The 25,611-nt window shown below is 63.6% G+C and carries 22 protein-coding genes and 1 riboswitch; of the genes, 15 read left to right on the plus strand and 7 right to left on the minus strand.

What is annotated here, in order from left to right:
* Positions 1-19: 19 nt before the first annotated feature.
* Positions 20-1,453 (minus strand): TolC family outer membrane protein, encoded by a 1,434-nt coding sequence (locus B4L76_RS16145; RefSeq protein ID WP_296233838.1) that lies wholly within the window; start codon positions 1,451-1,453, stop codon positions 20-22.
* 161 nt (positions 1,454-1,614) lie between these two features.
* Positions 1,615-1,721: riboswitch (TPP riboswitch) on the plus strand.
* A 154-nt stretch (positions 1,722-1,875) separates the two neighbouring features.
* On the opposite strand from B4L76_RS16145, the gene thiC reads away from it, so the two are divergent.
* Positions 1,876-3,756 (plus strand): phosphomethylpyrimidine synthase ThiC, encoded by a 1,881-nt coding sequence (gene thiC / locus B4L76_RS16150; RefSeq protein WP_296233840.1) that lies wholly within the window; start codon positions 1,876-1,878, stop codon positions 3,754-3,756.
* A 169-nt stretch (positions 3,757-3,925) separates the two neighbouring features.
* Positions 3,926-5,209: a putative hydroxymethylpyrimidine transporter CytX gene (cytX, locus tag B4L76_RS16155; protein WP_296233842.1), complete on the plus strand. Its 1,284-nt coding sequence runs from the start codon at positions 3,926-3,928 to the stop codon at positions 5,207-5,209.
* On the opposite strand, the gene B4L76_RS16160 is transcribed toward cytX, so the two are convergent.
* Positions 5,178-5,924 carry an RsiV family protein gene (locus tag B4L76_RS16160; RefSeq protein WP_296233843.1) on the minus strand — a complete coding sequence of 249 codons (747 nt, stop codon included), beginning with the start codon at positions 5,922-5,924 and terminating at the stop codon, positions 5,178-5,180. The genes cytX and B4L76_RS16160 overlap by 32 nt on opposite strands.
* 185 nt (positions 5,925-6,109) lie before the next feature.
* Here B4L76_RS16160 and B4L76_RS16165 point away from each other — a divergent pair, with 185 nt between their 5' ends.
* From B4L76_RS16165 to B4L76_RS16205, 9 genes are all read left to right on the plus strand, one after another.
* Positions 6,110-6,727 carry an NUDIX domain-containing protein gene (locus B4L76_RS16165; protein WP_296233845.1) on the plus strand — a complete coding sequence of 206 codons (618 nt, stop codon included), beginning with the start codon at positions 6,110-6,112 and terminating at the stop codon, positions 6,725-6,727.
* Positions 6,718-7,170, plus strand: coding sequence for a DUF1249 domain-containing protein (locus B4L76_RS16170; RefSeq protein WP_114170587.1), 453 nt, complete (start codon positions 6,718-6,720; stop codon positions 7,168-7,170). The genes B4L76_RS16165 and B4L76_RS16170 overlap by 10 nt, the downstream gene beginning before the upstream one ends.
* A 95-nt stretch (positions 7,171-7,265) precedes the next feature.
* On the plus strand, positions 7,266-8,066 hold the full coding sequence (gene cpdA, locus B4L76_RS16175; RefSeq protein ID WP_296233847.1) for a 3',5'-cyclic-AMP phosphodiesterase: 801 nt from the start codon (positions 7,266-7,268) through the stop codon (positions 8,064-8,066).
* Positions 8,067-8,230: 164 nt separating this feature from the next.
* Positions 8,231-8,839: a YqiA/YcfP family alpha/beta fold hydrolase gene (locus tag B4L76_RS16180; protein WP_296233848.1), complete on the plus strand. Its 609-nt coding sequence runs from the start codon at positions 8,231-8,233 to the stop codon at positions 8,837-8,839.
* 35 nt (positions 8,840-8,874) lie between these two features.
* The gene (parE, locus tag B4L76_RS16185; RefSeq protein WP_225779454.1) at positions 8,875-10,779 is read left to right on the plus strand and encodes a DNA topoisomerase IV subunit B; all 1,905 of its coding nucleotides are present in this window, start codon (positions 8,875-8,877) and stop codon (positions 10,777-10,779) included.
* Positions 10,776-11,762, plus strand: a complete 987-nt coding sequence (locus tag B4L76_RS16190) for an esterase-like activity of phytase family protein (RefSeq protein WP_296233849.1) — start codon at positions 10,776-10,778, stop codon at positions 11,760-11,762. The genes parE and B4L76_RS16190 overlap by 4 nt, the downstream gene beginning before the upstream one ends.
* Complete coding sequence (locus tag B4L76_RS16195) at positions 11,759-12,277, plus strand: retropepsin-like aspartic protease family protein (RefSeq protein ID WP_296233850.1); 519 nt, start codon at positions 11,759-11,761, stop codon at positions 12,275-12,277. The genes B4L76_RS16190 and B4L76_RS16195 overlap by 4 nt, the downstream gene beginning before the upstream one ends.
* Before the next feature lie 10 nt (positions 12,278-12,287).
* Positions 12,288-14,546, plus strand: coding sequence for a DNA topoisomerase IV subunit A (parC, locus tag B4L76_RS16200; protein WP_296233851.1), 2,259 nt, complete (start codon positions 12,288-12,290; stop codon positions 14,544-14,546).
* Positions 14,547-14,718: 172 nt separating this feature from the next.
* Positions 14,719-15,429 carry a PqiC family protein gene (locus B4L76_RS16205; protein ID WP_296233852.1) on the plus strand — a complete coding sequence of 237 codons (711 nt, stop codon included), beginning with the start codon at positions 14,719-14,721 and terminating at the stop codon, positions 15,427-15,429.
* Between the two features lie 101 nt (positions 15,430-15,530).
* Here the strand turns inward: B4L76_RS16205 and B4L76_RS16210 are convergent, their stop codons facing one another.
* Complete coding sequence (locus tag B4L76_RS16210) at positions 15,531-16,994, minus strand: AhpA/YtjB family protein (RefSeq protein WP_296233853.1); 1,464 nt, start codon at positions 16,992-16,994, stop codon at positions 15,531-15,533.
* Between the two features lie 134 nt (positions 16,995-17,128).
* On the opposite strand from B4L76_RS16210, the gene serB reads away from it, so the two are divergent.
* Positions 17,129-18,343, plus strand: coding sequence for a phosphoserine phosphatase SerB (gene serB / locus B4L76_RS16215; RefSeq protein WP_296233855.1), 1,215 nt, complete (start codon positions 17,129-17,131; stop codon positions 18,341-18,343).
* 75 nt (positions 18,344-18,418) lie between these two features.
* On the opposite strand, the gene asd is transcribed toward serB, so the two are convergent.
* From asd to B4L76_RS16230, 3 genes are read right to left on the minus strand one after another with little or no spacing between them, the layout of a single operon-like run.
* On the minus strand, positions 18,419-19,282 hold the full coding sequence (gene asd / locus B4L76_RS16220; protein ID WP_296233856.1) for an archaetidylserine decarboxylase: 864 nt from the start codon (positions 19,280-19,282) through the stop codon (positions 18,419-18,421).
* Between the two features lie 9 nt (positions 19,283-19,291).
* On the minus strand, positions 19,292-20,101 hold the full coding sequence (locus tag B4L76_RS16225; RefSeq protein WP_296233858.1) for a rhodanese-like domain-containing protein: 810 nt from the start codon (positions 20,099-20,101) through the stop codon (positions 19,292-19,294).
* A gap of 44 nt (positions 20,102-20,145) precedes the next feature.
* On the minus strand, positions 20,146-21,681 hold the full coding sequence (locus tag B4L76_RS16230) for an HDOD domain-containing protein (RefSeq protein ID WP_296233860.1): 1,536 nt from the start codon (positions 21,679-21,681) through the stop codon (positions 20,146-20,148).
* 130 nt (positions 21,682-21,811) lie between these two features.
* On the opposite strand from B4L76_RS16230, the gene motA reads away from it, so the two are divergent.
* Together motA and motB are read left to right on the plus strand one after the other, a co-directional pair.
* Positions 21,812-22,663 carry a flagellar motor stator protein MotA gene (gene motA / locus B4L76_RS16235; protein WP_296233862.1) on the plus strand — a complete coding sequence of 284 codons (852 nt, stop codon included), beginning with the start codon at positions 21,812-21,814 and terminating at the stop codon, positions 22,661-22,663.
* Between the two features lie 3 nt (positions 22,664-22,666).
* Positions 22,667-23,680: a flagellar motor protein MotB gene (motB, locus tag B4L76_RS16240; RefSeq protein WP_296233864.1), complete on the plus strand. Its 1,014-nt coding sequence runs from the start codon at positions 22,667-22,669 to the stop codon at positions 23,678-23,680.
* 159 nt (positions 23,681-23,839) lie between these two features.
* Here motB and rsgA read toward each other — a convergent pair whose 3' ends face one another.
* Complete coding sequence (gene rsgA, locus B4L76_RS16245) at positions 23,840-24,871, minus strand: small ribosomal subunit biogenesis GTPase RsgA (protein ID WP_296233866.1); 1,032 nt, start codon at positions 24,869-24,871, stop codon at positions 23,840-23,842.
* Between the two features lie 146 nt (positions 24,872-25,017).
* Between rsgA and orn the strand changes: the two genes are divergently transcribed.
* Entirely contained in the window at positions 25,018-25,560 is a 543-nt protein-coding gene (orn, locus tag B4L76_RS16250; RefSeq protein WP_296233868.1) for an oligoribonuclease, read from the plus strand.
* The last annotated feature ends 51 nt before the right edge of the window (positions 25,561-25,611 follow it).

Below are 25,611 nucleotides of genomic sequence, written 5' to 3' on the forward strand. Positions count from 1 at the left end.
TGAGGCGCCCGCCATATTCCTACGGCCGTCGCTCGAAGTTCTTCGCCGCTGCAGCAGCCAGGTCCGGCGGCAGGAAGTCCTTGTCCGGGTTGTAGTCTGGTTTCAGGTACTGCTTGAGGTCCTGAAGGTCTTGCGGGCTCAAGGTGCCGGCTGCCTGCTTCAGGCTCAGGTTGTCGAGAATGTAGTCGTAGCGGCTGTTGTTGTAGTCGCGCACCGAGGTATACAGCTGGCGCTGGGCGTCGAGCACGTCGACGATGTTGCGGGTACCCACCTGGTAGCCGATTTCGGTGGCTTCCAGGGCGCTCTGGTTGGAGATGATCGACTGCTTGCGCGCCTGAACCTGTTCCACGTCGGTGTTCACTGCGCGGTGCAGGTTGCGGGTGTTTTCCACCACCTGGCGACGCAGGCTCTCTCGCTGCTGCTCACTCTGGCTCAGGCGCTGGTAGGCTTCGCGCACTTGCGAACTGGTCAGCCCGCCACTGTAGATCGGAATGCTCAGCTGCAGGCCGACGCTGGTCTGCTCGACATCACCGCTGTAACGCACCCCTGGCAGGGACGGGTTGGTGAAGCCGAGGCTGTCGTTGTCACCCTTCTGGTACTTGGCTACCGCATCCAGTGTCGGTGCATGGCCTGCCTTGCGCTGGCGCAGCGTCTCCTCGGCCGCAGACACCGCATAGTTCGTAGCCAGCAAGTTGAGGTTCTGGCGCCCGGCGGTTTCGACCCAGGCCTTGGCATCGTTCGGGGTAGGTACCTGCACCGGCAGGGTGTGGACCACGCCCTGGATCGACGTGTATTCACGGTTGGTCAGCGTAACCAGTGCTTCGAAGGCATCCTGCACCTGGCGTTCGGCAATGATCCGGTTGGCGCGCGCAGTGTCGTAGCTGGCCTGCGACTGCAGGACATCGGTCTTGTCCGACAAGCCCACATCGAAGCGCTCGTTGGACTGGTCCAGCTGGCGCTTGAACGCTGCTTCCTCGGCCTTGGTGGCGGCCAGGTTGTCCTGGGCACGAAGCACGGCGAAGTAGTTCTGGGCGGTTTGCAGTATCAGGTTCTGCTCGGTGGCAGACAGCTCCAGTGCCGCTTGTTCGTTGACGGCCTCGGCGGCCTGCAACTGAAACCAGCGGTCAGCGCGGAAAATCGGTTGGGCCAGGGTCGCGCTCCATGAATTGCCACTGCGGTTGGAGGTCATCGATGGCTCATCCAGCTTGGTGCGGGTGTTCATCATCTCGGCACCGGCAGACAGGTTTGGCAGCAACCCGGCTCGGGCCTGCGGCACCACTTCGCGGCGGGCACCGTAATCGGCGCGGGCTGCGGCCAGATCGGCGTTGTTGTCCACGGCTTCCTGATAGACGCTGACCAGGTCGGTTTTCACTGTAGAGGGCACGTCCGCTGCCCAGACCACTCCGTTGGACGCACAAGACACGGCTATCGCCAGTGAGAGTTTGCGCAGCATAGAGGCAATCCTTGTACGAAAATTGAATTACTGAACTGTTGAGTATCGAGCGCCGCGCCAGTGTAGTGCCATGCGCACCTGGCAACAATCGCTCGGTGTGCCTTTCATCATCCGCGCATTTACCCGCTTGGCTTTGCCGACCACTCCAGTCTAGACTGCGCATGTTCTTGTCGGGGTGCCTTGAAGCAAAGGCTGAGATCGCAAAGTTGCGGATCCCGTTGAACCTGATCAGGTTAGCGCCTGCGTAGGGAACAAGATTGCTCGCCTTCCCGGCCAGCCTCTTGTGCCAGGTCCGGGAATGTCGCGGCTGCATGCAGCTTCAGGCACCCCATATCCGGCACTGCACCCATGAAGGGGTGCGTCCGCGCCTTTCAGGTTCACCCCGACATTCCACTGCTAGGAAGCCGTCTGGAGAGCCTGTGATGACCAAACAAGAAAAAGCGATAAACCTCAGCGAATCGGCACAAGTCGATCAGCAGTCCGTGCAACCGTTCCCGCGTTCGCGCAAGGTGTATGTCGAAGGCTCGCGCCCCGACATCCGCGTGCCCATGCGCGAAATCAGCCTGGACCATACCCCGACCGATTTCGGTGGCGAGGCCAATGCTCCGGTTCTGGTCTACGATACTTCCGGCCCGTACACCGACCCCAACGTGGTCATCGATGTGCGCAAGGGTCTGGCCGATGTGCGTTCCGCGTGGATCGAAGCCCGCGGTGATACGGAACGCCTGGACGGCCTGAGTTCCCACTTCGGTCAGCAGCGCCTGAACGATGCCGAACTGGCCAAGCTGCGCTTCGCCCATGTGCGCAACCCGCGCCGTGCCAAGGCGGGCGCCAACGTCTCGCAGATGCACTACGCCCGCAAAGGCATCATCACTGCCGAGATGGAATACGTGGCCATCCGTGAAAACATGAAGCTGCAGGAGGCCCGCGCTGCCGGCCTGCTGAACGAGCAGCACGCCGGCCACAGCTTCGGTGCCAATATTCCCAAGGAAATCACCCCCGAGTTCGTTCGCCAGGAAATCGCCCGTGGTCGCGCGATCATTCCGGCAAACATCAACCACCCGGAACTGGAGCCGATGATCATCGGTCGCAACTTCCTGGTGAAGATCAACGGCAACATCGGTAACAGCGCCCTGGGTTCCTCGATCGAGGAAGAAGTGGCCAAGCTGACCTGGGGCATCCGCTGGGGTTCGGACACGGTCATGGACCTGTCCACCGGCAAGCACATCCACGAAACCCGCGAGTGGATCATCCGCAACTCGCCGGTGCCGATTGGTACCGTGCCAATCTATCAGGCCCTGGAAAAGGTCAATGGTGTAGCCGAAGACCTGACCTGGGAGCTGTTCCGCGACACCTTGATCGAGCAGGCCGAGCAGGGCGTGGACTACTTCACCATCCACGCCGGCGTGCTGCTGCGTTATGTGCCGCTGACTGCCAAGCGCGTCACCGGTATCGTCAGCCGCGGTGGCTCGATCATGGCCAAGTGGTGCCTGGCGCATCACAAGGAAAACTTCCTGTACACGCATTTCGAAGAGATCTGCGAAATCATGAAGGCCTACGACGTCAGCTTCTCGCTGGGCGACGGCCTGCGCCCGGGCTCGATTGCCGACGCCAACGATGCCGCGCAGTTCGGTGAGTTGGAAACCCTCGGAGAGCTGACCAAGATTGCCTGGAAGCACGACGTGCAATGCATGATCGAAGGCCCCGGCCATGTGCCGATGCAACTGATCAAGGAAAACATGGACAAGCAGCTGGAGTGCTGCGACGAGGCGCCGTTCTACACGCTCGGCCCGTTGACCACCGATATCGCCCCAGGCTACGACCACATCACCTCGGGTATCGGTGCGGCGATGATCGGCTGGTTCGGTTGCGCCATGCTCTGCTACGTCACGCCCAAGGAGCACCTCGGCCTGCCGAACAAGGATGACGTGAAGACCGGCATCATCACCTACAAGATCGCCGCGCATGCTGCCGACCTTGCCAAGGGCCACCCGGGCGCGCAGATTCGCGACAACGCCTTGTCCAAGGCGCGCTTCGAGTTTCGTTGGGAAGACCAGTTCAACCTGGGCCTGGACCCGGATACCGCCCGTGCCTTCCACGACGAGACCCTGCCGAAGGAGTCGGCCAAGGTCGCGCATTTCTGCTCGATGTGCGGGCCGAAGTTCTGCTCGATGAAGATCACCCAGGAAGTGCGGGAGTATGCCGCCAAGATCGAAACCGTGGACGTCACGGTCGAGCAAGGCATGCGCGAGCAGGCTGAGCGGTTCCGCCAGGAAGGCAGCCTGCTGTACCACAAGGTCTGACCCGCAGCGCTAACCCTGTGTAGGAGCAGCGTCGGGTCGTGATGGGCCGCGAAGCGGTCCCGGCAATTTCAGTCGTGAAGCTGAAAAGCCGGGGTCGCTTTGCGGCCCTTTCGCGACACAAGGCTCTATCACGCGTCCAATCAAACTACCTTGCCGAGTGCCTGCAAGCATGACATCACCCAGCCAATTCTCACCCGAACACCCGGTCCCCACCGCCCAGCGCATCTTCGGCACCCGCGACCTGTTCTCGCTGTGGTTCTCCCTCGGCATTGGCCTGATGGTGCTGCAGGTCGGCGCCATGCTGGCGCCAGGCCTGGGCCTTGCTGGCGCGGTGCTGGCAATTGCCCTGGGTACGGGTATGGGCGTGCTGTTGCTGGGCGCTGCGGGTGTCATCGGTAGCGATACCGGCCTGTCGGCCATGGGCACCCTGAAACTCAGCCTGGGCAGCCATGGCGCACGCCTGCCAGCGCTGCTCAACCTGTTGCAACTGGTGGGCTGGGGTGCGTTCGAGATCGTCGTCATGCGCGATGCCGCCAGCCTGCTGGGCGCGCGGGCGTTCGGTGAAGCCAGCGCCTGGAACAGCCCGATGCTCTGGACCCTGTGCTTTGGCGCCCTGGCCACCTTGCTGGCAGTCAGCGGGCCACTGGCCTTCGTCCGCAAGGTGCTGCGTGCGTGGGGCATCTGGCTATTGTTGGGTGCATGTCTGTGGCTGACCTGGAACCTGTTTGCCAAGGCGGACCTGGCTGGATTGTGGGGCCGCGCCGGGGACGGATCGATGTCGCTGGCCGTGGGCTTCGACATCGTCATTGCCATGCCGTTGTCCTGGCTGCCACTGATCGCCGACTACTCGCGTTTCGCCCGCAACGGCAAGTCTGTGTTCGGCGGTACGGTAATCGGCTATTTCATCGGCAATACCTGGCTGATGAGCCTGGGCGTGGCCTACACCCTGGCCTTCGCCGCCAGTGGCGAGGTCAACGCCTTGCTGCTGGCCCTGGCGGGCGCAGGCATGGGCATTCCACTGCTGCTGATTCTGCTGGACGAGTCGGAAAAGGCTTTCGCCGACATCCATTCTGCGGCCGTTTCCAGCGGCGTGCTGGTGCGCCTGAAGGTCGAACACCTGGCGCTGGTCATTGGTGTGCTGTGCACGCTGATCGCCGTGCTGGCGCCGCTGGCACAGTACGAGCACTTCCTGTTGCTGATCGGCTCAGTGTTCGCGCCGCTGTTCGGCGTGGTGCTGGTGGACCACTACCTGATCCGTCGTCGTCGCCTGCCAGTGCACGAGAGTGGCTTGCACTGGCAGGCACTGCTGGCCTGGGTGGTGGGCGTGGCGGCTTATCATGGCATCGCCACACAGGCCCCCGACCTGGGGGCGACCCTGCCGGCATTGCTGCTGGCAGGGCTGGTGCACGGGCTGCTGGGTTTCAGCCGCGGCCGGGAAACAGCTCAGGCTTGAGCACGCCATTCAGGCGTGGGTAAGGGATCTTCAGTTCCACGTGGCCCATGGAGTAGGGTGCGATGGCATAGACCTCGTACTTCACCACCACCGCGCCGTAGGTCAGGGCGATGTGCGGCGACTGCTTGAACGGCCAGGTCTTGAGGAACTCGGTGTCCTTGTCCATGCCCACGCTCATCAGCCAGGCGCGGTGCGATTCCTCGACGGTTTTCCAGAAAGTGTCTTCCTGGCCGGGCACCAGCATGTCCTGCAGGGTCAGCACCTTGTCCAGCTTGCGCGAATAGTTGATGAAGCCGCGCCCGGGCATGCCGTGAGCGCCGCCGCTGTCCAGATAGCTGGACAGCTCGATGATCACCAAGCCGTCATGCTGCTCGCGTACCTTGGCCTGCAGGTAGCTGCTGTTGCGCTTGTCGGCGCTGGCCAGGTACTGCTGCTCGTAGGCTTGCAGGGTAGTTGGCGAATTGCCGCGCTGGTTGTCCTCGGTCAGCTGCAGCAGGCGTTTCTCGACGATGCCGTCGAGCTTCGGCAAGGTCGGGAAATGGATGGTGTCAATGTTCACCAGCGGGCAGTCGCTTTCGCTGCAGCCGGGTTTGACATGCTCCCAGGCTTCGCGCTTGACCTCGAGCGGCGCCCGATAGTTGGGCGTGAACAGGCTCTGGCAGGCGCCCAGGGCCAGGGCCAGCACGGCCACGGAAGTCAGTTTGACAAGTGTCATGGTGATCCTTGCAGAACAGGGAAAGTCGGCCTTTGACCGTCTGCGCGGCCTTCAGTTCGCCACTAAGCTAACAGAGAGCTGGCGCGCTGTCCCGACTGCGCGAACGGTTAGCGGAAAGGGGTGAAACCCGCTGGCGTGCAGAGTAGGATGGCGCGATGCTGGTAAGCGAGGTAATGAGGATTCCCATGTCAGATACGTTGAACTCAGTACCCAGGGCGGTCGAGATCGTCAAGCGCGATAACTGCTTCCAGGGCTTCTACCGGCTCGACAAGGTACACCTGCGCCACGAGTTGTTCGCCGGTGGCATGGGCCGCGAGATCAGCCGCGAACTGTTCGTGCGCCATGATGCAGTGTGCGTGCTGCCCTATGATCCGCAACGCGATGAAGTGGTGCTGATCGAGCAGTTCCGGGTAGGGGCCCTGGGCAAGATTGACAACCCCTGGCTGATCGAGATGGTTGCCGGGTTGATCGACAAGGACGAGCAACCTGAGCAGGTCGCCCACCGCGAAGCCGAAGAAGAGGCTGGCCTGGCCTTCACCGCGCTGTGGCCGATGACCCGTTACTTCCCGTCGCCTGGCGGCAGTGATGAATACGTACACCTGTTCCTCGGCCGCTGCAGCAGCGAAGGTGCAGGTGGCCTGCATGGCCTGGAGGAGGAGGGTGAAGACATTCGCGTGCGGGTGTGGTCGTTCGAGGATGCCATGCAAGCCGTGCGCGACGGGCGTGTGTGCAACGCGGCTACCATCATCGGCCTGCAATGGCTGGCGCTGAACCGCGACGAAGTACGAGGTATGTGGAAGTGAACCTGTTGCGCGAACGTTATCGGGTCGACCTGGTCGGGCTGCAGGCAGCCTGCGAGGCCAACTACGCCCGGTTGATGCGCCTGTTGCCCGACATGCGCACCACCCAGAGTTCGCGCCGCATCGGCATGACGCAGGGCGACCAGATGCTTGGCGTGCTGGTGCTCGACGTGGTGCTCGCGTGCCCGTACACCACCACCCTGCATGTGCGCCAGGAGCACAGCCTGCCATGGCTGCCGGTGCCGCATCTGGAAGTGCAGGTGTACCACGATGCCCGCATGGCCGAAGTGGTCAGTGCCGAGCATGCCCGACGCCTGCGCAGCATCTACCCCTATCCCAACGCGGCCATGCACCAGCCGGACGAAAAGGCCCAGCTCAACCTGTTCCTCGGCGAATGGCTGAGCCACTGCCTGGCCTGCGGCCACGAACTGGCCAGCGTTCGCTGACGATCGCGGAATTGTGACGTGGGTCGGCTGCGGGTGTTTGCTCGTAACCGATGTGCAGCCATAATTCGTGCTGAATCCGTTAGAGGAGACGGCCGTTGCCGCAGCCAGACCAATCGCGCCCCGTGCATGTGGTGCAACTGACCGATGCCCACCTGTTCGCTGACCCGGCCGGCAGCATGCTCGGGCTCAATACCCGTGACAGCCTGCGCCATGTGATAGCCCAGGTGCGCCGCGCGCAAACACCTGTCGACCTGCTGCTGTGTACCGGTGATCTGTCCCAGGATGCCAGCGTGGCGTCGTATGAAGCGTTTCGCGAGCTTACCGCGCCGTTCGCCGTGCCCACTCGCTGGTTGCCAGGCAACCATGACGAGGCGCGGGTGATGGCGCAGGTCGCCCCGGAATTGATGCAGGCAGTGACCGATATCGGTGCGTGGCGCATCGTTATGCTCGACACAGCGGTGCCCGGAGCGACACATGGGTGGTTGCAGGATGAGCAGCTGGCGGTGCTGAAAGCGGCCCTGAAGTCGGCGGGCGACCGGCACTGCCTGGTGTGTTTCCACCATCAGCCAGTGGACATCGGCTGTGCCTGGATCGCGCCGATCGGCTTGCGCAACGCGCAGGCGCTGTTCGCTATCGTCGACGCTTATCCACAGGTGCGGGCGTTGCTCTGGGGGCATGTGCACCAGCCATGGGATGAAATGCGCGCGGGTCGCCGATTGCTGGCCACACCGTCCACCTGCATTCAGTTCGCGGCAGGCAGCGAGGACTTCAAGGTCAGTGAAGAACAGCCTGGCTACCGTTGGTTGCGCCTGCACGCCGACGGGCGGCTGGAGACTGGAGTGGAGCGGGCGTCGGACTTCGCAGTGAAGCTCGACTTCGACAGCCCGGGCTACTGAGCTGCGACTGCAGGCGCGGCCGCCCCTTCCGGGCCCGCGTCAGCCAAGCGGGGCAAAATTGTTGCGAAACCCGTGACGCTGCGTCAAAACCCGCCGAACGCGCTACACTGCGCGTCCCTGCGCCCGCATCATCAGGCGCCAGGCCACAGATTACCGGGGGCAGCATGTCGGGTTCCATCCTCTATATCCATGGCTTCAACAGCTCGCCGCTTTCGACCAAGGCACGCCAGCTCGAGGCCGTCATGCAGCAGCTCGGCATGGCTGAGCAGTTGCGCGTGCCCGCCCTGCACCACCACCCGCGCCAGGCCATCGCCCAGCTTGAAGCGGCCATCGCCGAACTGGGTGCGCCTCTGCTGGTAGGCAGTTCGCTCGGCGGCTACTATGCCACCCATCTGGCCGAGCACCATGGCCTCAAGGCCCTGCTGGTCAACCCGGCGGTGACGCCGCACAAGCATTTCGACGGCTACCTGGGCACCCAGCGCAATCACTACAGTGGTGAAACCTGGGAGCTGACCCACGATCACGTGCAGGCGCTGGCCGAGCTGGAGGTACCGGCCCCGGTGGACCCCAGCCGCTATCAAGTGTGGCTGCAGACCGCCGATGAAACCCTGGACTATCGTCACGCCGAGCGCTATTACCGTGGCTGTGCCCTGCGCATCCAGGCTGGTGGTGACCACAGTTTCCAGGGCTTCGCCGAGCGCCTGCCGGCACTGCTGGCCTTCGCCGGCATTGCGCGCGGGCAGTATGCAGCGCTCGATTTTTCTGTATTTTGACTTTCTTGCATTCACCAGACTGACGACGAGACCCCATGGCCAATCCCAGCGCTAGCGCCTATAACGCAGACGCCATCGAAGTCCTCTCGGGCCTTGACCCGGTCCGCAAGCGGCCAGGCATGTACACCGACACCAGCCGCCCCAATCACCTCGCCCAGGAAGTCATCGACAACAGTGTCGACGAAGCCTTGGCCGGGCACGCCCGTTCGGTGCAGGTCATCCTCCATGCCGACCACTCGCTGGAAGTCAGCGACGACGGTCGTGGCATGCCGGTGGACATCCACCCGGAAGAAGGCGTGTCCGGGGTGGAGCTGATCCTCACCAAGCTGCACGCCGGCGGCAAGTTCTCCAACAAGAACTACCAGTTTTCCGGTGGTCTGCACGGGGTGGGCATCTCGGTGGTCAATGCCCTGTCGACCCAGGTGCGCGTGCGCGTCAAACGTGACGGCAACGAATACCAGATGACCTTCGCCGACGGTTTCAAGGCCAGCGAGCTGGAAGTGATCGGCTCGGTCGGCAAGCGCAATACCGGCACCAGCGTGTACTTCAGCCCCGACCCCAAGTACTTCGATTCGCCGAAGTTCTCCATCAGCCGCCTCAAGCATGTGCTCAAGGCCAAGGCCGTGCTATGCCCGGGCCTGCTGGTCAGTTTCGAGGACAAGGCCAGCGGCGAAAAGGTCGAGTGGCACTATGAGGATGGCCTGCGTTCCTACCTGGTCGACTCGGTCAACGAATTCCAGCGCCTGCCCGACGAGCCGTTCTGCGGCAGCCTGGCCGGTAATAAGGAAGCCGTCGACTGGGCCTTGCTGTGGCTGCCCGAAGGTGGTGACAGCATCCAGGAAAGTTACGTCAACCTGATCCCCACCGCCCAGGGTGGCACCCACGTCAACGGCCTGCGCCAGGGCCTGCTGGATGCCATGCGCGAGTTCTGCGAATTCCGCAACCTGCTGCCGCGCGGCGTGAAGCTGGCGCCGGAAGACGTCTGGGAACGCATCACCTTCGTGCTGTCGATGAAGATGCAGGATCCGCAATTCTCCGGGCAGACCAAAGAGCGGCTGTCCTCGCGCGAGGCGGCGGCGTTCGTGTCCGGCGTGGTCAAGGACGCCTTCAGTCTTTGGCTGAACGCCCACCCCGAACTGGGCATGCAACTGGCGGAACTGGCGATCAGCAACGCCGGGCGCCGACTCAAGGCCAGCAAGAAGGTCGAGCGCAAGCGCATCACCCAGGGCCCGGCGTTACCCGGCAAGCTGGCCGACTGCGCCGGTCAGGACCCGATGCGCGCCGAGCTGTTCCTGGTCGAAGGTGACTCGGCCGGTGGTTCGGCCAAACAGGCGCGCGACAAGGAATTCCAGGCGATCCTGCCGTTGCGCGGCAAGATCCTCAACACCTGGGAAGTGGACGGCGGTGAAGTGCTGGCCAGCCAGGAAGTGCACAACATCGCCGTGGCCATCGGCGTTGACCCGGGGGCCAGCGACCTGGCGCAACTGCGCTACGGCAAGATCTGCATTCTCGCCGACGCCGACTCCGACGGCCTGCATATCGCCACGCTGCTCTGCGCGCTGTTCGTCCAGCATTTCCGCGCCCTGGTCGAGGCCGGGCATGTGTATGTGGCCATGCCGCCGCTGTACCGCATCGACCTGGGCAAGGAAATCTACTACGCCCTCGACGAAGCGGAGCGCGATGGCATCCTCGACCGCCTGGTGGCCGAGAAGAAGCGCGGCAAGCCGCAGGTCACCCGCTTCAAGGGCCTGGGCGAGATGAACCCGCCCCAGCTGCGTGAAACCACCATGGACCCGAATACCCGGCGCCTGGTGCAACTGACCCTGGACGATGTACAAGCCACCTGCGAGCTGATGGACAAGCTGCTGGCCAAGAAGCGCGCGGGCGATCGCAAGAGCTGGCTGGAAACCAAGGGCAACCTGGCCGAGGTCATGGTTTGATTCGGCGGCTTCTGGCTGCCTGCCTGATGCTGGTTGCCCTGCCAAGCCCGGCGGGCGACTGGCCAGAGCTGAAACTGAGGGCCGAATACCCGATTGACGGCATGCGCGGGGGCAACCTGTCTGGCCTGGCGGAGTGCCGGGGCGGGTTATGGGGCGTGTCCGACCGCGACGACGACCGCATCTACCGCTTCGACCGGCAGGACGCGGCCTGGCGCGCGCAGCCGCTCATCTTCACCCCGCCGCCGGCGCCGGACAGCGGCCTGCCGTGGGGCCTGAAGTCGCGCAACTGGGCGGCGTCGTATATCCGCGGGGGCGAACTGGACTGGGAAGGCATCACCTGCGACCAGGCCGGCAACCTGTACCTGGTCAGCGAGGCTAATGCCGGCGTACTGCAATTGCCACCGGATGGCCAGGCGGGCTGGTTGAAGATCGACCCGGCCATGGTGCGTCAGGCCCGGGCCAGCGGCATGCTGCTGAACTTCAATGCCTTGTTCGAAGGCCTGGCCATCAACCCGGCGGGCGACCGCCTGTGGCTGGCTGCCGAGCGCGAGCGCCGTGGCCTGGTGGCGATCGAACGCCAGCAGTCGGTGTGGGCCTGTGGCCGCAGCTGTGTCCTGCTCAGCGAAGCCGGGGTCGAGTTGCAACCGGCGCAAATGCCTGATGCCCGGGCCCTGTCGCGCGACTTTGCCGACCTGGCCTGGTTCGAGGGCAAGCTGTTCACCCTCGAGCGCAACGCCTACCGGGTGTGCCGGCGTGATGCCGACAGCGGTGCGGTCGAGCGCTGCTGGTCGTTCGCTGCCGACGCCCTGATCGAGTCGCGCCGCTATCAACAGCCGTATGGTCTGGCCGAGGCCCTGGTGATCGATGCCGAGGGCGCCTGGATCGGCGTGGACAACAACAACGGCGCGCGTGCCGATGGCGAGATACGGCCGATCGTCTGGCGTTTCGACGCGCCGCAAGGTGGCTGGAGCGCCAAGCCATGAGCCAGGCACCGGGCAGGCGGGCTGGCAAGGTTCTGATGTTCGTCGCCTGGGCGGCGGCGCTGTTCCTTGCCACACGTTTCTTCGGCCAGTGGGAGGACCGCCAGCGCAACCCCAATGCGCAGGTGCAGTCGTCGCATGGCGAAGGCTTTATCGAAGTGCGCCTGCTGGGTAATGGCCAGGGCCACTTCGTGATGGATGGTGCGATCAACGGCCAGGTCGTGCACTTCATGCTCGACACCGGCGCCACCGACGTGGCCATCCCCGAGGCGCTCGGTCGCGAATTGAGCCTGGAACGTGGTAGCCCGGTGCAGCTCAGTACCGCCAACGGCCGCACCGAAGGCTACCGGACGCGCCTGGCCAGCCTGCAGCTGGGGGACATCCGCCTGCAGGACGTACGCGCCATTGTGGTGCCGGGCCTGGACGGGCAAACCGTATTGCTGGGCATGAGTGCCCTGAAACAACTTGAATTTACCCAGCGCGGCGGCACCATGCTGCTGCGCCAGAACCTGAAATGACGAGGCCCGCATGAGCGACTCACTGGAACTCAGCCTGGACGGCGTCGAACGCCGCTCGCTGGCTGACTTCACCGAACAGGCCTACCTCAACTATTCCATGTACGTGATCATGGACCGCGCCCTGCCGCACATCGGCGATGGCCTGAAGCCGGTGCAGCGACGCATCGTCTACGCCATGAGCGAGTTGGGGCTCGATGCCGACGCCAAGCACAAGAAATCGGCGCGTACTGTCGGCGACGTGCTCGGCAAGTTCCACCCCCACGGCGACTCGGCGTGCTACGAGGCCATGGTGCTGATGGCGCAGCCGTTCAGCTACCGCTACACCCTGGTCGACGGCCAGGGCAACTGGGGTGCGCCGGACGATCCGAAGTCGTTCGCCGCCATGCGCTACACCGAAGCGCGGCTGTCGCGCTATGCCGAAGTGCTGCTCAGCGAAGTCGGCCAGGGCACCGTGGACTGGGTGCCGAACTTCGACGGTACCTTGCAGGAGCCGGCCGTGCTGCCGGCGCGTCTGCCGAACATTCTGCTCAATGGCACCACCGGTATTGCCGTGGGCATGGCCACCGACGTACCGCCGCACAACCTGCGGGAAGTGGCTACGGCCTGTGTGCGCCTGCTTGACGAGCCCAAGGCCAGCATCGAGCAGCTGTGCGAGCACATCCAGGGGCCGGACTACCCGACCGAGGCCGAGATCGTCACGCCGCGGGCAGAAATCCTCAAGATGTACGAAAGCGGCCGCGGCTCGATCCGAATGCGTGCGGTGTACCGCGTGGAAGATGGCGATATCGTCGTCACTGCACTGCCGCACCAGGTTTCCGGGGCCAAGGTGCTGGAGCAGATCGCTGCGCAGATGCAGGCCAAGAAGCTGCCGATGGTCGCCGACCTGCGCGACGAGTCGGACCATGAGAACCCGTGCCGCATCGTCATCATCCCGCGCTCCAATCGCGTCGACGTCGACGAACTGATGCAGCACCTGTTCGCCACCACCGACCTGGAGAGTACCTACCGGGTCAACGTCAACATAATCGGCCTGGACGGTCGGCCACAGCTGAAGAACCTGCGTGCGTTGCTGCTGGAGTGGCTGGAGTTCCGCACCGCTACCGTTCGTCGCCGTTTGCAGCACCGTCTGGACAAGGTGGAGAAGCGCCTGCACCTCCTGGAAGGTTTGCTCACCGCGTTCCTCAACCTGGATGAAGTGATCCACATCATCCGTACCGAGGACCAGCCCAGGCAGGCCCTGATCGCCCGTTTCGACCTGACCGAGATCCAGGCTGACTACATTCTCGAGACTCGCCTGCGGCAGCTGGCGCGTCTGGAAGAGATGAAGATCCGTGGCGAGCAGGACGAACTGCTGAAGGAGCAGGCCAAACTGCTGGCCCTGCTGGGTAGCGACGCCAAGCTGCGCAAGCTGGTCCGCAGCGAGTTGATCAAGGATGCCGAAACCTATGGCGACGATCGCCGCTCGCCGATCGTCGAGCGCGCCGAAGCCAAGGCGCTGTCGGAAAACGAGCTGATGCCGACCGAGCCGGTTACCGTGGTGCTGTCGGAAAAGGGCTGGGTGCGCTGCGCCAAGGGCCACGACATCGACGCCACCGGCCTGTCGTACAAAGCGGGCGATGGTTTCAAGGCCGCAGCCATCGGGCGCTCCAACCAATTCGCCGTGCTGATCGATTCCACCGGCCGCAGCTATTCGCTGGCCGCCCACAGCCTGCCGTCGGCGCGTGGCCAGGGTGAGCCGCTGACCGGGCGCCTGACGCCACCACCGGGGGCCACGTTTGAATGCGTGCTGCTGCCTGATGACGAGGCGCTGTACGTGGTAGCTTCGGATGCCGGCTACGGCTTCGTGGTCAAGGGTGAGGACCTGCAAGCCAAGAACAAGGCCGGCAAGGGTTTGCTCAGCCTGCCCAACGGCGCCAAGGTCATGACCCCCCGCGCGGTGGCCAACCGCGAGCAGGATTGGCTGGCAGCGGTGACTACCGAAGGCCGTCTGCTGGTATTCAAGGTCAGCGATCTGCCCCAGCTGGGTAAAGGCAAGGGCAACAAGATCATCGGTATACCCGGCGATCGAGTGGCCAGCCGTGAAGAATTTGTTACCGATCTTGCTGTGATAGGCGAGGGTGCGACACTTGTATTGCAAGCCGGCAAGCGTACCCTATCCCTGAAAGCGGACGACCTGGAGCATTACAAGGGCGAGCGTGGACGGCGTGGCAGCAAGCTGCCGCGCGGGTTCCAGCGAGTCGACGGATTGCAGGTGGAAGTGCCGGCTTGACCGGTTGAAATGTCTGGAACGGCAATTTCAGCGCTGTTCCGGGCAGAAATGCTGGAGTCGGACGGTTATTTCGCGGATGATATGGCCCTTGCGGTGCCGGCGTGGCCGTGTGCCCGTTTGAATCTACGTGTATCACTGCGGTTGGCCTGTTGGCGACCGCCTGGATGGGATGATGAAACTTCTGCGCCTTCCATTTGCGCTGTTGATGACTGGCCTGCTGGGCCTTGGCGGGTGCACCATGCACCAGCCGGTTGCCCTGTACCAGCTCGACAGTGGTGATCCTGGCCAGCCTTCGCAGAGTGCAGGCATGGCCGTGGTACTCGGCCCGGTATCGGTAGCCGATTACCTGCAACGCGAGACATTCCTGCAGCGTCAGGCCGACGGCAGCCTGAGCTCGGCGACCGACGGTCGTTGGGCTGGTAGCCTTTCGGCAGATATCGACCAGCTGCTGGTGCGCCAGCTTGCCTGGCGTCTGGACAGCCAGCGCGTGGTGCTGGCTCCGGCGACTGCCGGCTTCACCCCGGATGTACAAGTGCTGCTATCGATCACTCGCCTGGATTCGGGCAAGGACCAGCCGGCCATCCTGGACGCCCAGTGGCGCCTGCTGGACCGCCGTGGTCATGTGCGCGACAACCGCATCGTGCACCTTGAGCAACAGCACGAGGGAAGTGAGGCGTCGCAGGTGCAGGCCCAGGGCCAATTGCTGCAGAAGCTGGCCGAACAGCTGAGCACCGCAGTGAAACCGCTGGCCAATCAGCCTGCGATTGCCGAAGAAACGCCCAAGAAATCAGCTGCACCGGTACAGGTGAAAAAGGCTCCGGAGAAATCCAAGATCCCGATGGCTGCGCCGATTCGTACCGATATGGAAGTCTATCGGTTCTGATCGAACCGTCAGTTATAAGAAAGCCCGCATTGGTGCGGGCTTTTTTATGGCTGCAGTAAACCTGTCGAAAGGTTGGCATCGCGAACAGGTATCTACATCTGTCAGGCCCTACGCTCGTGCATCCGCGTCAACTGCCGTTCCAGCATCGATGGGTAGGGCTCCATCAACCGCTCCACGCAGCAGGCTCCTTCCGGGCTGGCAATCGGGCGAATGCGGGCGCGCTGGCGAATCAGCGTGTCATCGCTGATCTGCCGCTCCACCAGCAACAGGTTGCGGCTGTGTTGCGACAGCGCCAGCGCGTCCTGGGCCTTCTCGGTCATCAGCAGGTCTACCAGCTCCAGGCCTTGCAGGTCGTTACCCAAGGCCAGGCCCAGTTGCAACTGCAAGGTGATGCCGCTGTCCGCCACTTCGATCTGCAGGGCATGGCCCAGGGCGCGCAGCAGCTCGCCGCAGCAGATGGCGTTGGTCAGGTACTCCTCGCCGCAGTCGCGGCTGTGGAACAGCACCAAGGTGCTACCGTCGTTGAGCGTGTGGGTTTCGCCGTCATAGAGCGAGGCCGCGTGCTCCAGGCAGTCGCGGTAGCGCTCGGTCAACTCGGTCAGGCGCGTGCGTGGCAGGCGACGCAGCTGTTCCTGGGAACCCAGCTGTACGGCAAGCACGGCGGTGAACTGCGGCTCGTCGGACTCAACCACGGCAACCCTTGGGGCGTTGTCGTCGTCCAGCAGGCCGGCGAAGGCCTCGTCGTCATCTTCATCGGCCTGGGCGGCAACCTTGGCGCGTGGTGCGGCTTTCGCTGCGACAGGGGCGTCCTGCAGGTCGTGAAAATGCTCGTCGTCTTCTTCCTCCAGCTCCAGCTCCGGCTCCGGTGGTGGCGGCGGCGCCAGGCGTGCGTGCAGCTGGCGGGCGATATCGCCGATCTCGTCCTGGCGGTCGGTAGCCGGGGTATGGGGCTGCGGGTCGCGCAGCCAGACCCGCAATTGCAGCAGCGGCAAGGTGATGAAGCGGCCCTGGCGCAGGCTCAGGGTCAGCGCCAGCACCAGCAGGATGGCGGCGAGGATGCCCATGCTCTGCAAGCTGATAAGCATCGGCTGCTGGAACTGGCTCATGTCCAGGCTGATACGCAGTTGCCCGGCGGTCACGTCCTGGAAGGTGATCTTGGTCTGGTACAGGCCTTCGGCCTCGCCCAGCAGGCTGTTGCGCGGACGCTGGCCGGCTTCGGCGAGAATGCGGTTGTCCACGCTATAGATGGCGGCATGGGCTACCAACGGGTTCTTCACCAGGTTACCCAGCAGCACGTTGAGGCTGAGGATATCGTTGGCCACCAGCAGTTCGGTCGCCGAGGTGGCGGTCTGGGTGGTCAGGCTCTGGCCCAGGGCATCGGCCTGCTCGTGCATGGCCTGCTTGAATTGCAGGCCCATCACGCAGGCGTAGATCACCAGCGCCAGTGCCACCAGGAAAATGTTGGTGCAGGCGATGCGCAGTGCCAGCGGCACGCGACGTTGACTCAGGGCGCGATAGATCATCAGGAAGAAGTTGTCTGGTTTGACGGGCGTGGGCCGGTTCACTGAGCTCGGCTCTTAATGGCATGAAAGTGTGGGGAGTATAGCGAGCCGGGTTTTGTCGGCAAAGTATCGTCGGCGCCCGATGGTCACGGAAAATCGGTAGAATGCGCATTTTTCATCGAAGTCGGAGCCAGGTTGTGCGCGAAATCGTCCTGATCAACATCACCGGTGAGGACCGTCCCGGTCTCACTGCGGCCATCACCGGCGTCCTGCTGCAGGGCGGTGTGAGTATCCTCGACATCGGCCTGGCCGTCATGCACGGCACCCTGTCGTTCGGCATCCTGGTCGACCTTCCGGACAACGAAGTGGCCACAGCCCTGCTGCAAAGCGTGCAGGCCAAGGCCCACGAACTGAACCTGCAGGCCCGCTACACGCCGATTTCCGAAGCCGACTACCAGCACTGGGCCGACGGCCAGGGTGAGGCGCGCCACATCGTCACCCTGCTTAGCCGCAAGGTCACCCCCGAGCAACTGCAGCGGGTGAGTGCGGTGATCAGCCAGTACGGCCTGACCATCGAGCGTATCGAGCGCCTGTCGGCCCGTGTCGCGCTGGATGCCCAGACTGGCAAAGGCAAGGCGGCCATCGAGATCTCCGTGCGTGGTGTGCCGAGCGACGGCCAGGCCCTGCGTGCCGATTTCTTCGCCCTGGCCGAGGAACTGAGCATTGATATCGCCTTCCAGAAGGACGACCTGTTCCGCCGCAACCGTCGTCTGGCGGTGTTCGACATGGACTCGACGCTGATCGAAGCCGAAGTCATCGATGAACTGGCCAAGGCCGCTGGTGTGGGCGACCAGGTGGCGGCAATCACCGAGCGCGCCATGCGTGGCGAGCTGGACTTCCGCGCCAGCTTCAAGGAGCGCATGGCCCTGCTCAAAGGCCTGGACGTCGGGGTGCTGGACGAAATCGGCGCTTCGCTGCGCCTGACCGAGGGGGCCGAGAACCTGTTCGCCGAGCTCAAGCGCCTGGGCTACAAGACCGCGATCCTGTCTGGTGGCTTTACTTACTTCGCGCGCCAGGTGCAGGCGCGCCTGGGTATCGACTACGTGTTTGCCAACGAGCTGGAAGTGGTCGACGGCAAGGTGACCGGCGTGGCCGTGGAACCCATCGTTGATGCTCAGCGCAAGGCCGAGCTACTGCAGAAGCTGGCCAGCGAAGAAGGCCTGGAGCTGGAACAGACCATTGCCGTGGGCGATGGTGCCAACGACCTGCCGATGCTGTCACTGGCTGGCCTGGGCGTGGCGTTTCGTGCCAAGCCACTGGTGCGCCAGTCGGCCAAACAGGCGATTTCCACCCTTGGGCTGGATGGTGTGTTGTACCTGCTCGGCGTGCGTGACCGCGACGCACGCGGCTGATCGCGACCTGGAGGCAGCGTAGCGGCCCCAATAAAAAGGCCCTGCTCGTGCAGGGCCTTTTTCATGCTGCTTGAATCAGGCCTGCACAGGCATCGCCAACTGCTGCCCCATGCGTACAGCCGAGCCGGCACCCAGCGTCTCGGCCCATTTCACCTGCTCTGGCCCGAACAGCACGATAGCGGTCGAGCCCAGCTTGAAGCGGCCCAGCTCGGCACCTTTTTCCAGGTGAATCGGCGCGCGGCTGGCTTCGTCGTAACGGAAGGTTTTCAGCTCGCGCTTGGGCGGCGTCACCAGCCCGGCCCACACGGTCTCGATCGAGGCGACGATCATCGCACCTACCAGCACCACGGCCATTGGCCCGCGCTCGGTATCGAACAGGCACACCACGCGTTCGTTGCGAGCGAACAGCTCAGGGACGTTTTCAGCGGTGGTCTGGTTGACCGAGAACAGGCGGCCCGGCACATAGACCATTTCGCGCAGGGTACCGGCCAGCGGCATGTGTACGCGGTGGTAGTCCTTCGGCGACAGGTAGATGGTGGCGAATTCGCCACCCATGAACGGTGCGGCCAGCGCCGGGTCACCGCCCAGCAGTTCCTGGGCGCTGAAGCCGTGGCCCTTGGCCTGGAATATGCGGCCGTGCTCGATCGGACCAAGCTGGCTGACGGCACCGTCGGCCGGGCACAGGATGGCGCCCGGGGTTTCGTCCAACGGGCGTGCGCCTGGCTTCAGGGCGCGGGTGAAGAACGCATTGAAGTGCTCGTAGGCGCTCAGGTCTTCGACCAGAGCTTCAGCCATGTTCACCTGGTAGCGCTTGGCGAACCAGGCGGTAAAGGCGTTCTTGAACCAGCGTACACGGCATTCGGCGATGCAGCCTGCCAGGCGCGACAGCAGATGGTGCGGCAGCAGGTACTGGCTGATGATGAACAAACGGGATTTCATGCAGGTTCCTTAGACTTCTACAGGCGTGTCCGGGTGGTTGCCCCATTCGCTCCACGAGCCGGCGTAGGCCTTGACGCGTGGGTAGCCGAGGGCCTTGGCCACCAGGTAGGTGAAACCGGAGCGGCGATGGGATTGGCAATGGGTGATCACTTCCTTGTCGGGGGTGATACCCAGGTTCTGCAGGACTTGAGCGATGTCCGGGCGGATGCGCAGGTGGTCGTTGAGGTCCATGCCGGCAGTCCACTCGAAATTGATGGCACCGGGAATGTGGCCGCCCCTGGCTGCCAGCACTTTCTCGCCGCGGAATTCCTGCGGGCCACGGGCATCCCAGATGACCAGGTCTTCCGCGCCCAGGCGGCTTTGCAGGTACTCGCGGGTGGCTGTGGGCGCCGTGTCGATGCGCAGTTGCACGGGGGTGTTAGCGCTGGCGGGCACTTCGGTGGAGAGTTTGTCGGCCGGCCAGGCCTGTATGCCGCCGTTCAGGTAGTGATAGCGCTTGTGGCCGATCACATCGAGCAGCCAGATGAAACGCCCGGCCCAGCCGCCACCTTCATCGTCGTATACCACATACACCGCATCGTCGCGGTGGCCAAGCTCGCTGAACAGTTTTTCCAGCTCGCCCTGGGTTGGCAGCAAGCCGGGCGCAGGGGGCTGGCCGAGCTGGGTGCGCTTGCCTTCGACGAAGCGTGCACCGGGGATGTGCCCGCTGGTATAGCGGTTGCTATTGCTCAGGTCGACCAGGATCAGCTGTGGCGAACCGAGGCGCGGCAGCAAGTCTGCAGCTTCTATTACCAGGGGCAGGCCGGAAAAGTCAGTCATCCACGGTCTCCAGTTGCAAAGAGGGGGAGATTGTAGCGCAAGGCTCAGGCCTTGCGGTTGGCAAACACCGACAGCGCCCGCTCGGTGCATTGTGCGGTCTTGGCGAAAGCCTGCACGCTGACATCTGCCAGCGGTCGGCTGCCTTGGTCAGCCACCATCAGCATCAACACCTGGTCGTTCACCGCCAGCGAGCGCAGCAGCACGTGCTCGCTGCTGAACAAGGCCTGCAGTGGGGCCGGCAGCAGCGCCGAGAACTGGCTGTGGTTCTGCGGGGTAATGCGTAACTGGCCGGCCTGGGCCAGCAGCTTCTGCAGCAATTTGTTCTGCGATACCTGCAGGGTAAGCGCCCCGGCCTCCTTGGGCAGGCCGGCGAACTGCTGCACACGCAGTTGATCGCTGGCCTTGTCCAGGCTCAGCAGCAGGACGCGCTGCATGCCGCAGGCCAACAGGGCTTCAAGGACCTGGGTGGCCAGGTGCACGCCGTTGGTGAACGGGCTGGGTTGGGCCAGCAGGTGTTGGCACAGCTTGCGCCAGCGCGTCAGGTCGTCGTTGCCGGGCGGTGGCGAGGTCAGCATGTCCGGATGCGGGCGGCGCTGGTGCCAAGGCCAGATCAGCGCTTCGGCCGGATGGAACAGGGCGTGCTGGGCATGGCGGCGGGCACTGGCTGCTGCCTGTTGGTGCACCTGCTGCTGCACGTCTTCCAGCGAGGTCTGCAGGTACAGCGCGGTCAACAGTTGCCAGCGCAGCAGGTGCGGGTTGTCCCAGCCCACCTGCGCCGCCAGGGCCAGGTTGTTGGCCAAAAGCACGGTATTGGCCGGCTGGTTGAACCAGCGACGCAGGCCGGGCTCGGCGTCCAGGCGATGTTGCTGGCTGAGCAGGTCCGGATCGCGGGCGATGTTGAGCACCTGGGCCAGTTGTTCGCGTTCTTCCAGCAGCAGGCGATAACCCTGGGTCACCCACTGTGGCAGGCGCCAGTACTCTGCCATGGTCTGGCACAGCGTCATGATGCGCACGCCAAACAGCTGTTCCTCGACATGGGCGGCGTCTTCGCCCTTGTGGATAACCCGCAGTTCCCAGGTGTCGAGCAGCTTGGGGTAGGCCAGCGCCAGCGGCCACAGTGGTGCCAGGAACAGCAGGCTACCCCAGTGAATTTCCTGCCATAGCCGTGCCAGGCGGCTGGCGAACAGGCCGCTGGCCTGCTGCGAGGCGTGCTGGCTGATCAGCTGGAATTGGCACAGTACCGGCGGGATCTCTTCCGCAGGCAGCGCAGGCAGGCGCTTGAGTAGCTGTTCGCTGCGCTCCAGGCCCAGGCGGTTGATGGCGACTTCCAGGCTCTCGGCCGGCTCGGCCAGGCTGGCATTGGTGGGGTGATTGGCTTCGCGCATCACCGACAGCACCAGCGCCGGGCTATCCTGCATCAGTTCGGCGATATCGCGCAGCGAGCGGCGGCTATCGTGGATCGCGGTCATGACCCGGTCGTAGCTGTGCTTCGGCACCGGGATGCGAACACCCTCGAGCAGCTTTACCCAGGCCTCTAGCGTACGTGGGGCCTGAGCGGGCACCTTGGTTTCAATTGTCATTTTGACATCAGTCCGAACTGGCTTTTCGCAATGAGTGGCTATAGTCTGGCGCAGTTCTGCCGATAAGTAGAAGAAGAGTTTTCAGGCTCCCGTCTCTTCCCCTGACCACGACAGCAAGTGCTTTGAACCTATGGCTAAAATTATCGGCATCATCGTCGTATTCGCGAGCGTGCTCGGCGGATACGTACTCTCTCACGGCAAGATCGCGGCGCTGATTCAGCCGTTCGAAGTACTGATCATTGGCGGTGCGGCCTTTGGTGCGTTCCTGCAGGCCAACCCTGGCTACATGACCATGCACGTCATCAAGAAGTCGATGAAGATGTTCGGCTCGCGCTTCAGTCATGCCTTCTACCTGGAAGTACTGGGCCTGGTGTACGAAATCCTCAACAAGAGCCGTCGTGAGGGCATGATGGCCATCGAGGCCGACATCGAGGATGCCGCAGCCAGCCCGATTTTCGCCAAGTACCCGACAGTGCTGGCCGACGAGCGCATGACCGCATTCATCTGCGACTACCTGCGCATCATGTCCACCGGCAACATGGCGCCGCACGAGCTCGAAGGTCTGTTCGACATGGAGCTGTTGAGCATGAAGGAAGAGCTGGAGCACCCGTCCCATGCGGTGAACGGCATCGCCGACGGCATGCCAGGTTTCGGTATCGTTGCGGCGGTACTGGGTATCGTGGTGACCATGGCTTCGCTCGGCGATGGTGACCAGGCCTCCATCGGCCTCCATGTGGGGGCGGCGCTGGTAGGTACCTTCTTCGGTATTCTGGCGGCCTACGGCTTCTTTGGTCCGCTGGCCAAGTGCCTGGAGCACGATGCCAAGGAAGAGCTGAACCTCTACGAATCGATCAAGGCTTCGCTGGTGGCCTCGGCCTCGGGCATGCCGCCTTCGCTGGCGGTGGAATTCGGGCGCAAGGTGCTGTACCCCAAGCACCGCCCGAGCTTTGCCGAACTGGAACAAGCGGTTCGCGGTCGCTGAATCATGGAGAACAATCAGCCCATCATCGTCAAGCGCGTCAAGCGCTATGGCGGCGGCCATCACGGCGGCGCGTGGAAAATTGCCTTCGCCGACTTCGCCACGGCGATGATGGCGTTCTTCCTGGTGCTGTGGTTGTTGTCCACGGCCACGCCGGAGCAGAAGATCGCCATTGCCGGCTACTTCAAGGACCCGATCGGCTTCTCGGAAAGCGGTACGCCGTACATCATCGACCTCGGTGGCTCACCGCAGCTGGCCCCGGAAAAGACCATCAACCCCGAGGCCAAGTCGGAGCCGACGCCTGATACCAGCATCCAGCTGGACAAGGATCAGGTGGAAACCATGGCCGAGCAGGTCGAGCGCGAGCGTCTGGAGCTGTTGCTGCAAGAGCTGCAGAACAAGGTTGAGGAAAACCCGCAACTGCAGAAGTTCAAGGACCAGATCCTGTTCGAGATCACCCAGGACGGCCTGCGCATCCAGATCATGGATGCGGAGAACCGGCCCATGTTCGACATCGGCAGTGCGCGCCTGCAGCCTTACTTCGAAGACATCCTGCTGGCCATGGCTGACACCATCAAGGCGGTGCCGAACAAGATCAGCATCAGTGGTCACACCGATGCCAAGCCGTATGCGGGCAGCGGTGAGTTCGGCAACTGGGAGCTGTCGGCCAACCGCGCCAACGCAGCGCGTCGTGCGCTGGTGGCCGGTGGCTATCCGGATGGCCAGGTGGCGCGCGTGGTGGGGTATGCCTCGTCGTCGCTGTTCGACCGCAACAACCCGTTCAACCCGGTCAACCGCCGCATCGACATCATCGTGCTGACCAAGAAGGCCCAGCGCAACATCGAGGGTGAGCAGGGCGCGCCAGAAGCACCGGCTGCCGAGCCTACACCTCCGGCCGCTGCGGCACCGGCTGTGCCAGGGGGGGCCGAGCAGGCACCCATGCAGCCGCGTGAACTGCGCCAGAAGCTGAACATCTTCGAAGAGGGGACGTTGAAGATGGATGAGACCAAGGAGCAGTAAACCCTACAGGATCGCGCTGTAGCTGAAGCAAGCGCGGAACCTGTGGGAGCGGGCTTGCCCGCGAACACGGGCGAAGCCCGTGCCAAGCACCGCGGTGCCTGCTCCCACAGGATTGGCGTGGCCCTTGAGCCTTGTGTAGTACCTGCGAGAGCGGGCAGGTCAGTAGGCGTCTTCCGGCAGGCTGGCGATGATCGAGCGGTAGCTGCTCATGCGCTGCGGCTTGATGCGCCCCTCATCCAGCGCCTTGAGCAGCGCACAGCCCGGTTCGCGATCATGCTTGCAATCGCGGAAGCGGCAGGTGCCGAACAGGTCGCGGAACTCGATGAAGCCATCCTCCACATCGCTGCGGCTGACGTGGCCAAGGCCGAATTCGCGGATGCCCGGCGAGTCGATCAGGTCACCGCCATTAGGGAAGTGGTACAGCCGCGCAGTGGTGGTGGTGTGGGTGCCCTGGCCAGACCATTCCGACAGGTCGCCGACGCGTGTGCCGGCATCCGGCAGCAGGCTGTTGACCAGCGACGACTTGCCCACCCCCGACTGGCCGACGAACACGCTGATGTGGCCATCGAGCATCTGCTGCAGGCGTTGCATGCCGTCACCGTGGTGTGCCGATACTTCCAGCAGCGGGTAGCCCAGCTCGCGGTACACCTCAAGCAGTGCATGCAGGCCCGGGCCGTTCTGGTCATCGATCAGGTCGGCCTTGTTCAGCAGCAGCAGTGGGCGAATGCCGGCGTGTTCCGCCGCGACCAGGTAACGGTCGATCAGGTTGGGGTGCGGTTCGGGGGCCGGGGCGAAGACGATCACGATCAGGTCGACGTTGGCCGCCACCGGCTTCAGCTGGCCATGGTTGTTCGGCCGGCACAGCTCGGTGCTGCGCGGCATCTGCGCGACGATCACGCCGATGCCCTGGTTGCCCGCGCGCCAGACCACGCGGTCGCCGGTGACCAGGGCCGGCAGGTTGGCGCGCAAGTGGCAGCGGAACACCTGGCCCGCGGCTTCGCCGTCCTGGGCTTCCACTTCTACCTGCACACCGAAGTGTGCGATCACCAGGCCCAGTTGCTCCGGCCCCAAGTCGCCACCCTCCAGCTCCTGCAGCACATGCTGCTCACGTTTGGCCGCACGCGCGGCGCGCTCGTTCTGGATTTTTTCGATGCGCCAGTTTTGGCGGCGGTTGAGCTGGCGTTTGGCCATGGAGGTTCCGTGGGTGGTGGGGCAGGTTGAAAACGGCAGGCAGTTTAGCATGCCAGGCGCCGGACCATTTCGCTTACCTGCATGGTGTGAATGGGCGTGCCCTGGCCACTGCGCTACTATGAACGCCTATAGGAGGAGCCCCCTGCATGCAAAACCCACAGAACCTGATCTGGATCGACCTGGAAATGACCGGCCTGGATCCGGACAGCGACGTCATTATCGAAATGGCCACCATCGTCACCGACAGCGAGCTGAACACCTTGGCCGAAGGGCCGGTGATTGCCATCCACCACAGTGACGAGGTGTTGGCGCGCATGGACGAGTGGAACACCCGCACCCATGGCGCTTCGGGCCTGACCCAGCGCGTGCGCGAGAGCAAGGTCGGCATGGCCGAAGCCGAGGCGCAGACCATTGCTTTCCTCGAGCAGTGGGTGCCGAAAGGCAAGTCGCCGATCTGCGGCAACAGCATCTGCCAGGACCGCCGTTTCCTCTACCGCCACATGCGCGACCTGGAAAACTACTTCCACTATCGCAACCTGGATGTCTCCACCTTGAAGGAGCTGGCAGCACGCTGGGCACCTGATGTGCGTGACAGCTTCAGGAAGGGTAACACTCACCTGGCGCTGGACGACATCCGCGAATCGATCGCCGAGCTGCGCCACTACCGCGAACACTTCATCAAGGTGTGAATCGAAAAGGCGCAGATATTGTATCTGTGCCCCCTTTTGGTGCCATGTGCA

It is taken from the genome of Pseudomonas sp. UBA4617, assembly GCF_002386445.1.
Classification (GTDB): Bacteria; Pseudomonadota; Gammaproteobacteria; order Pseudomonadales; family Pseudomonadaceae; genus Aquipseudomonas.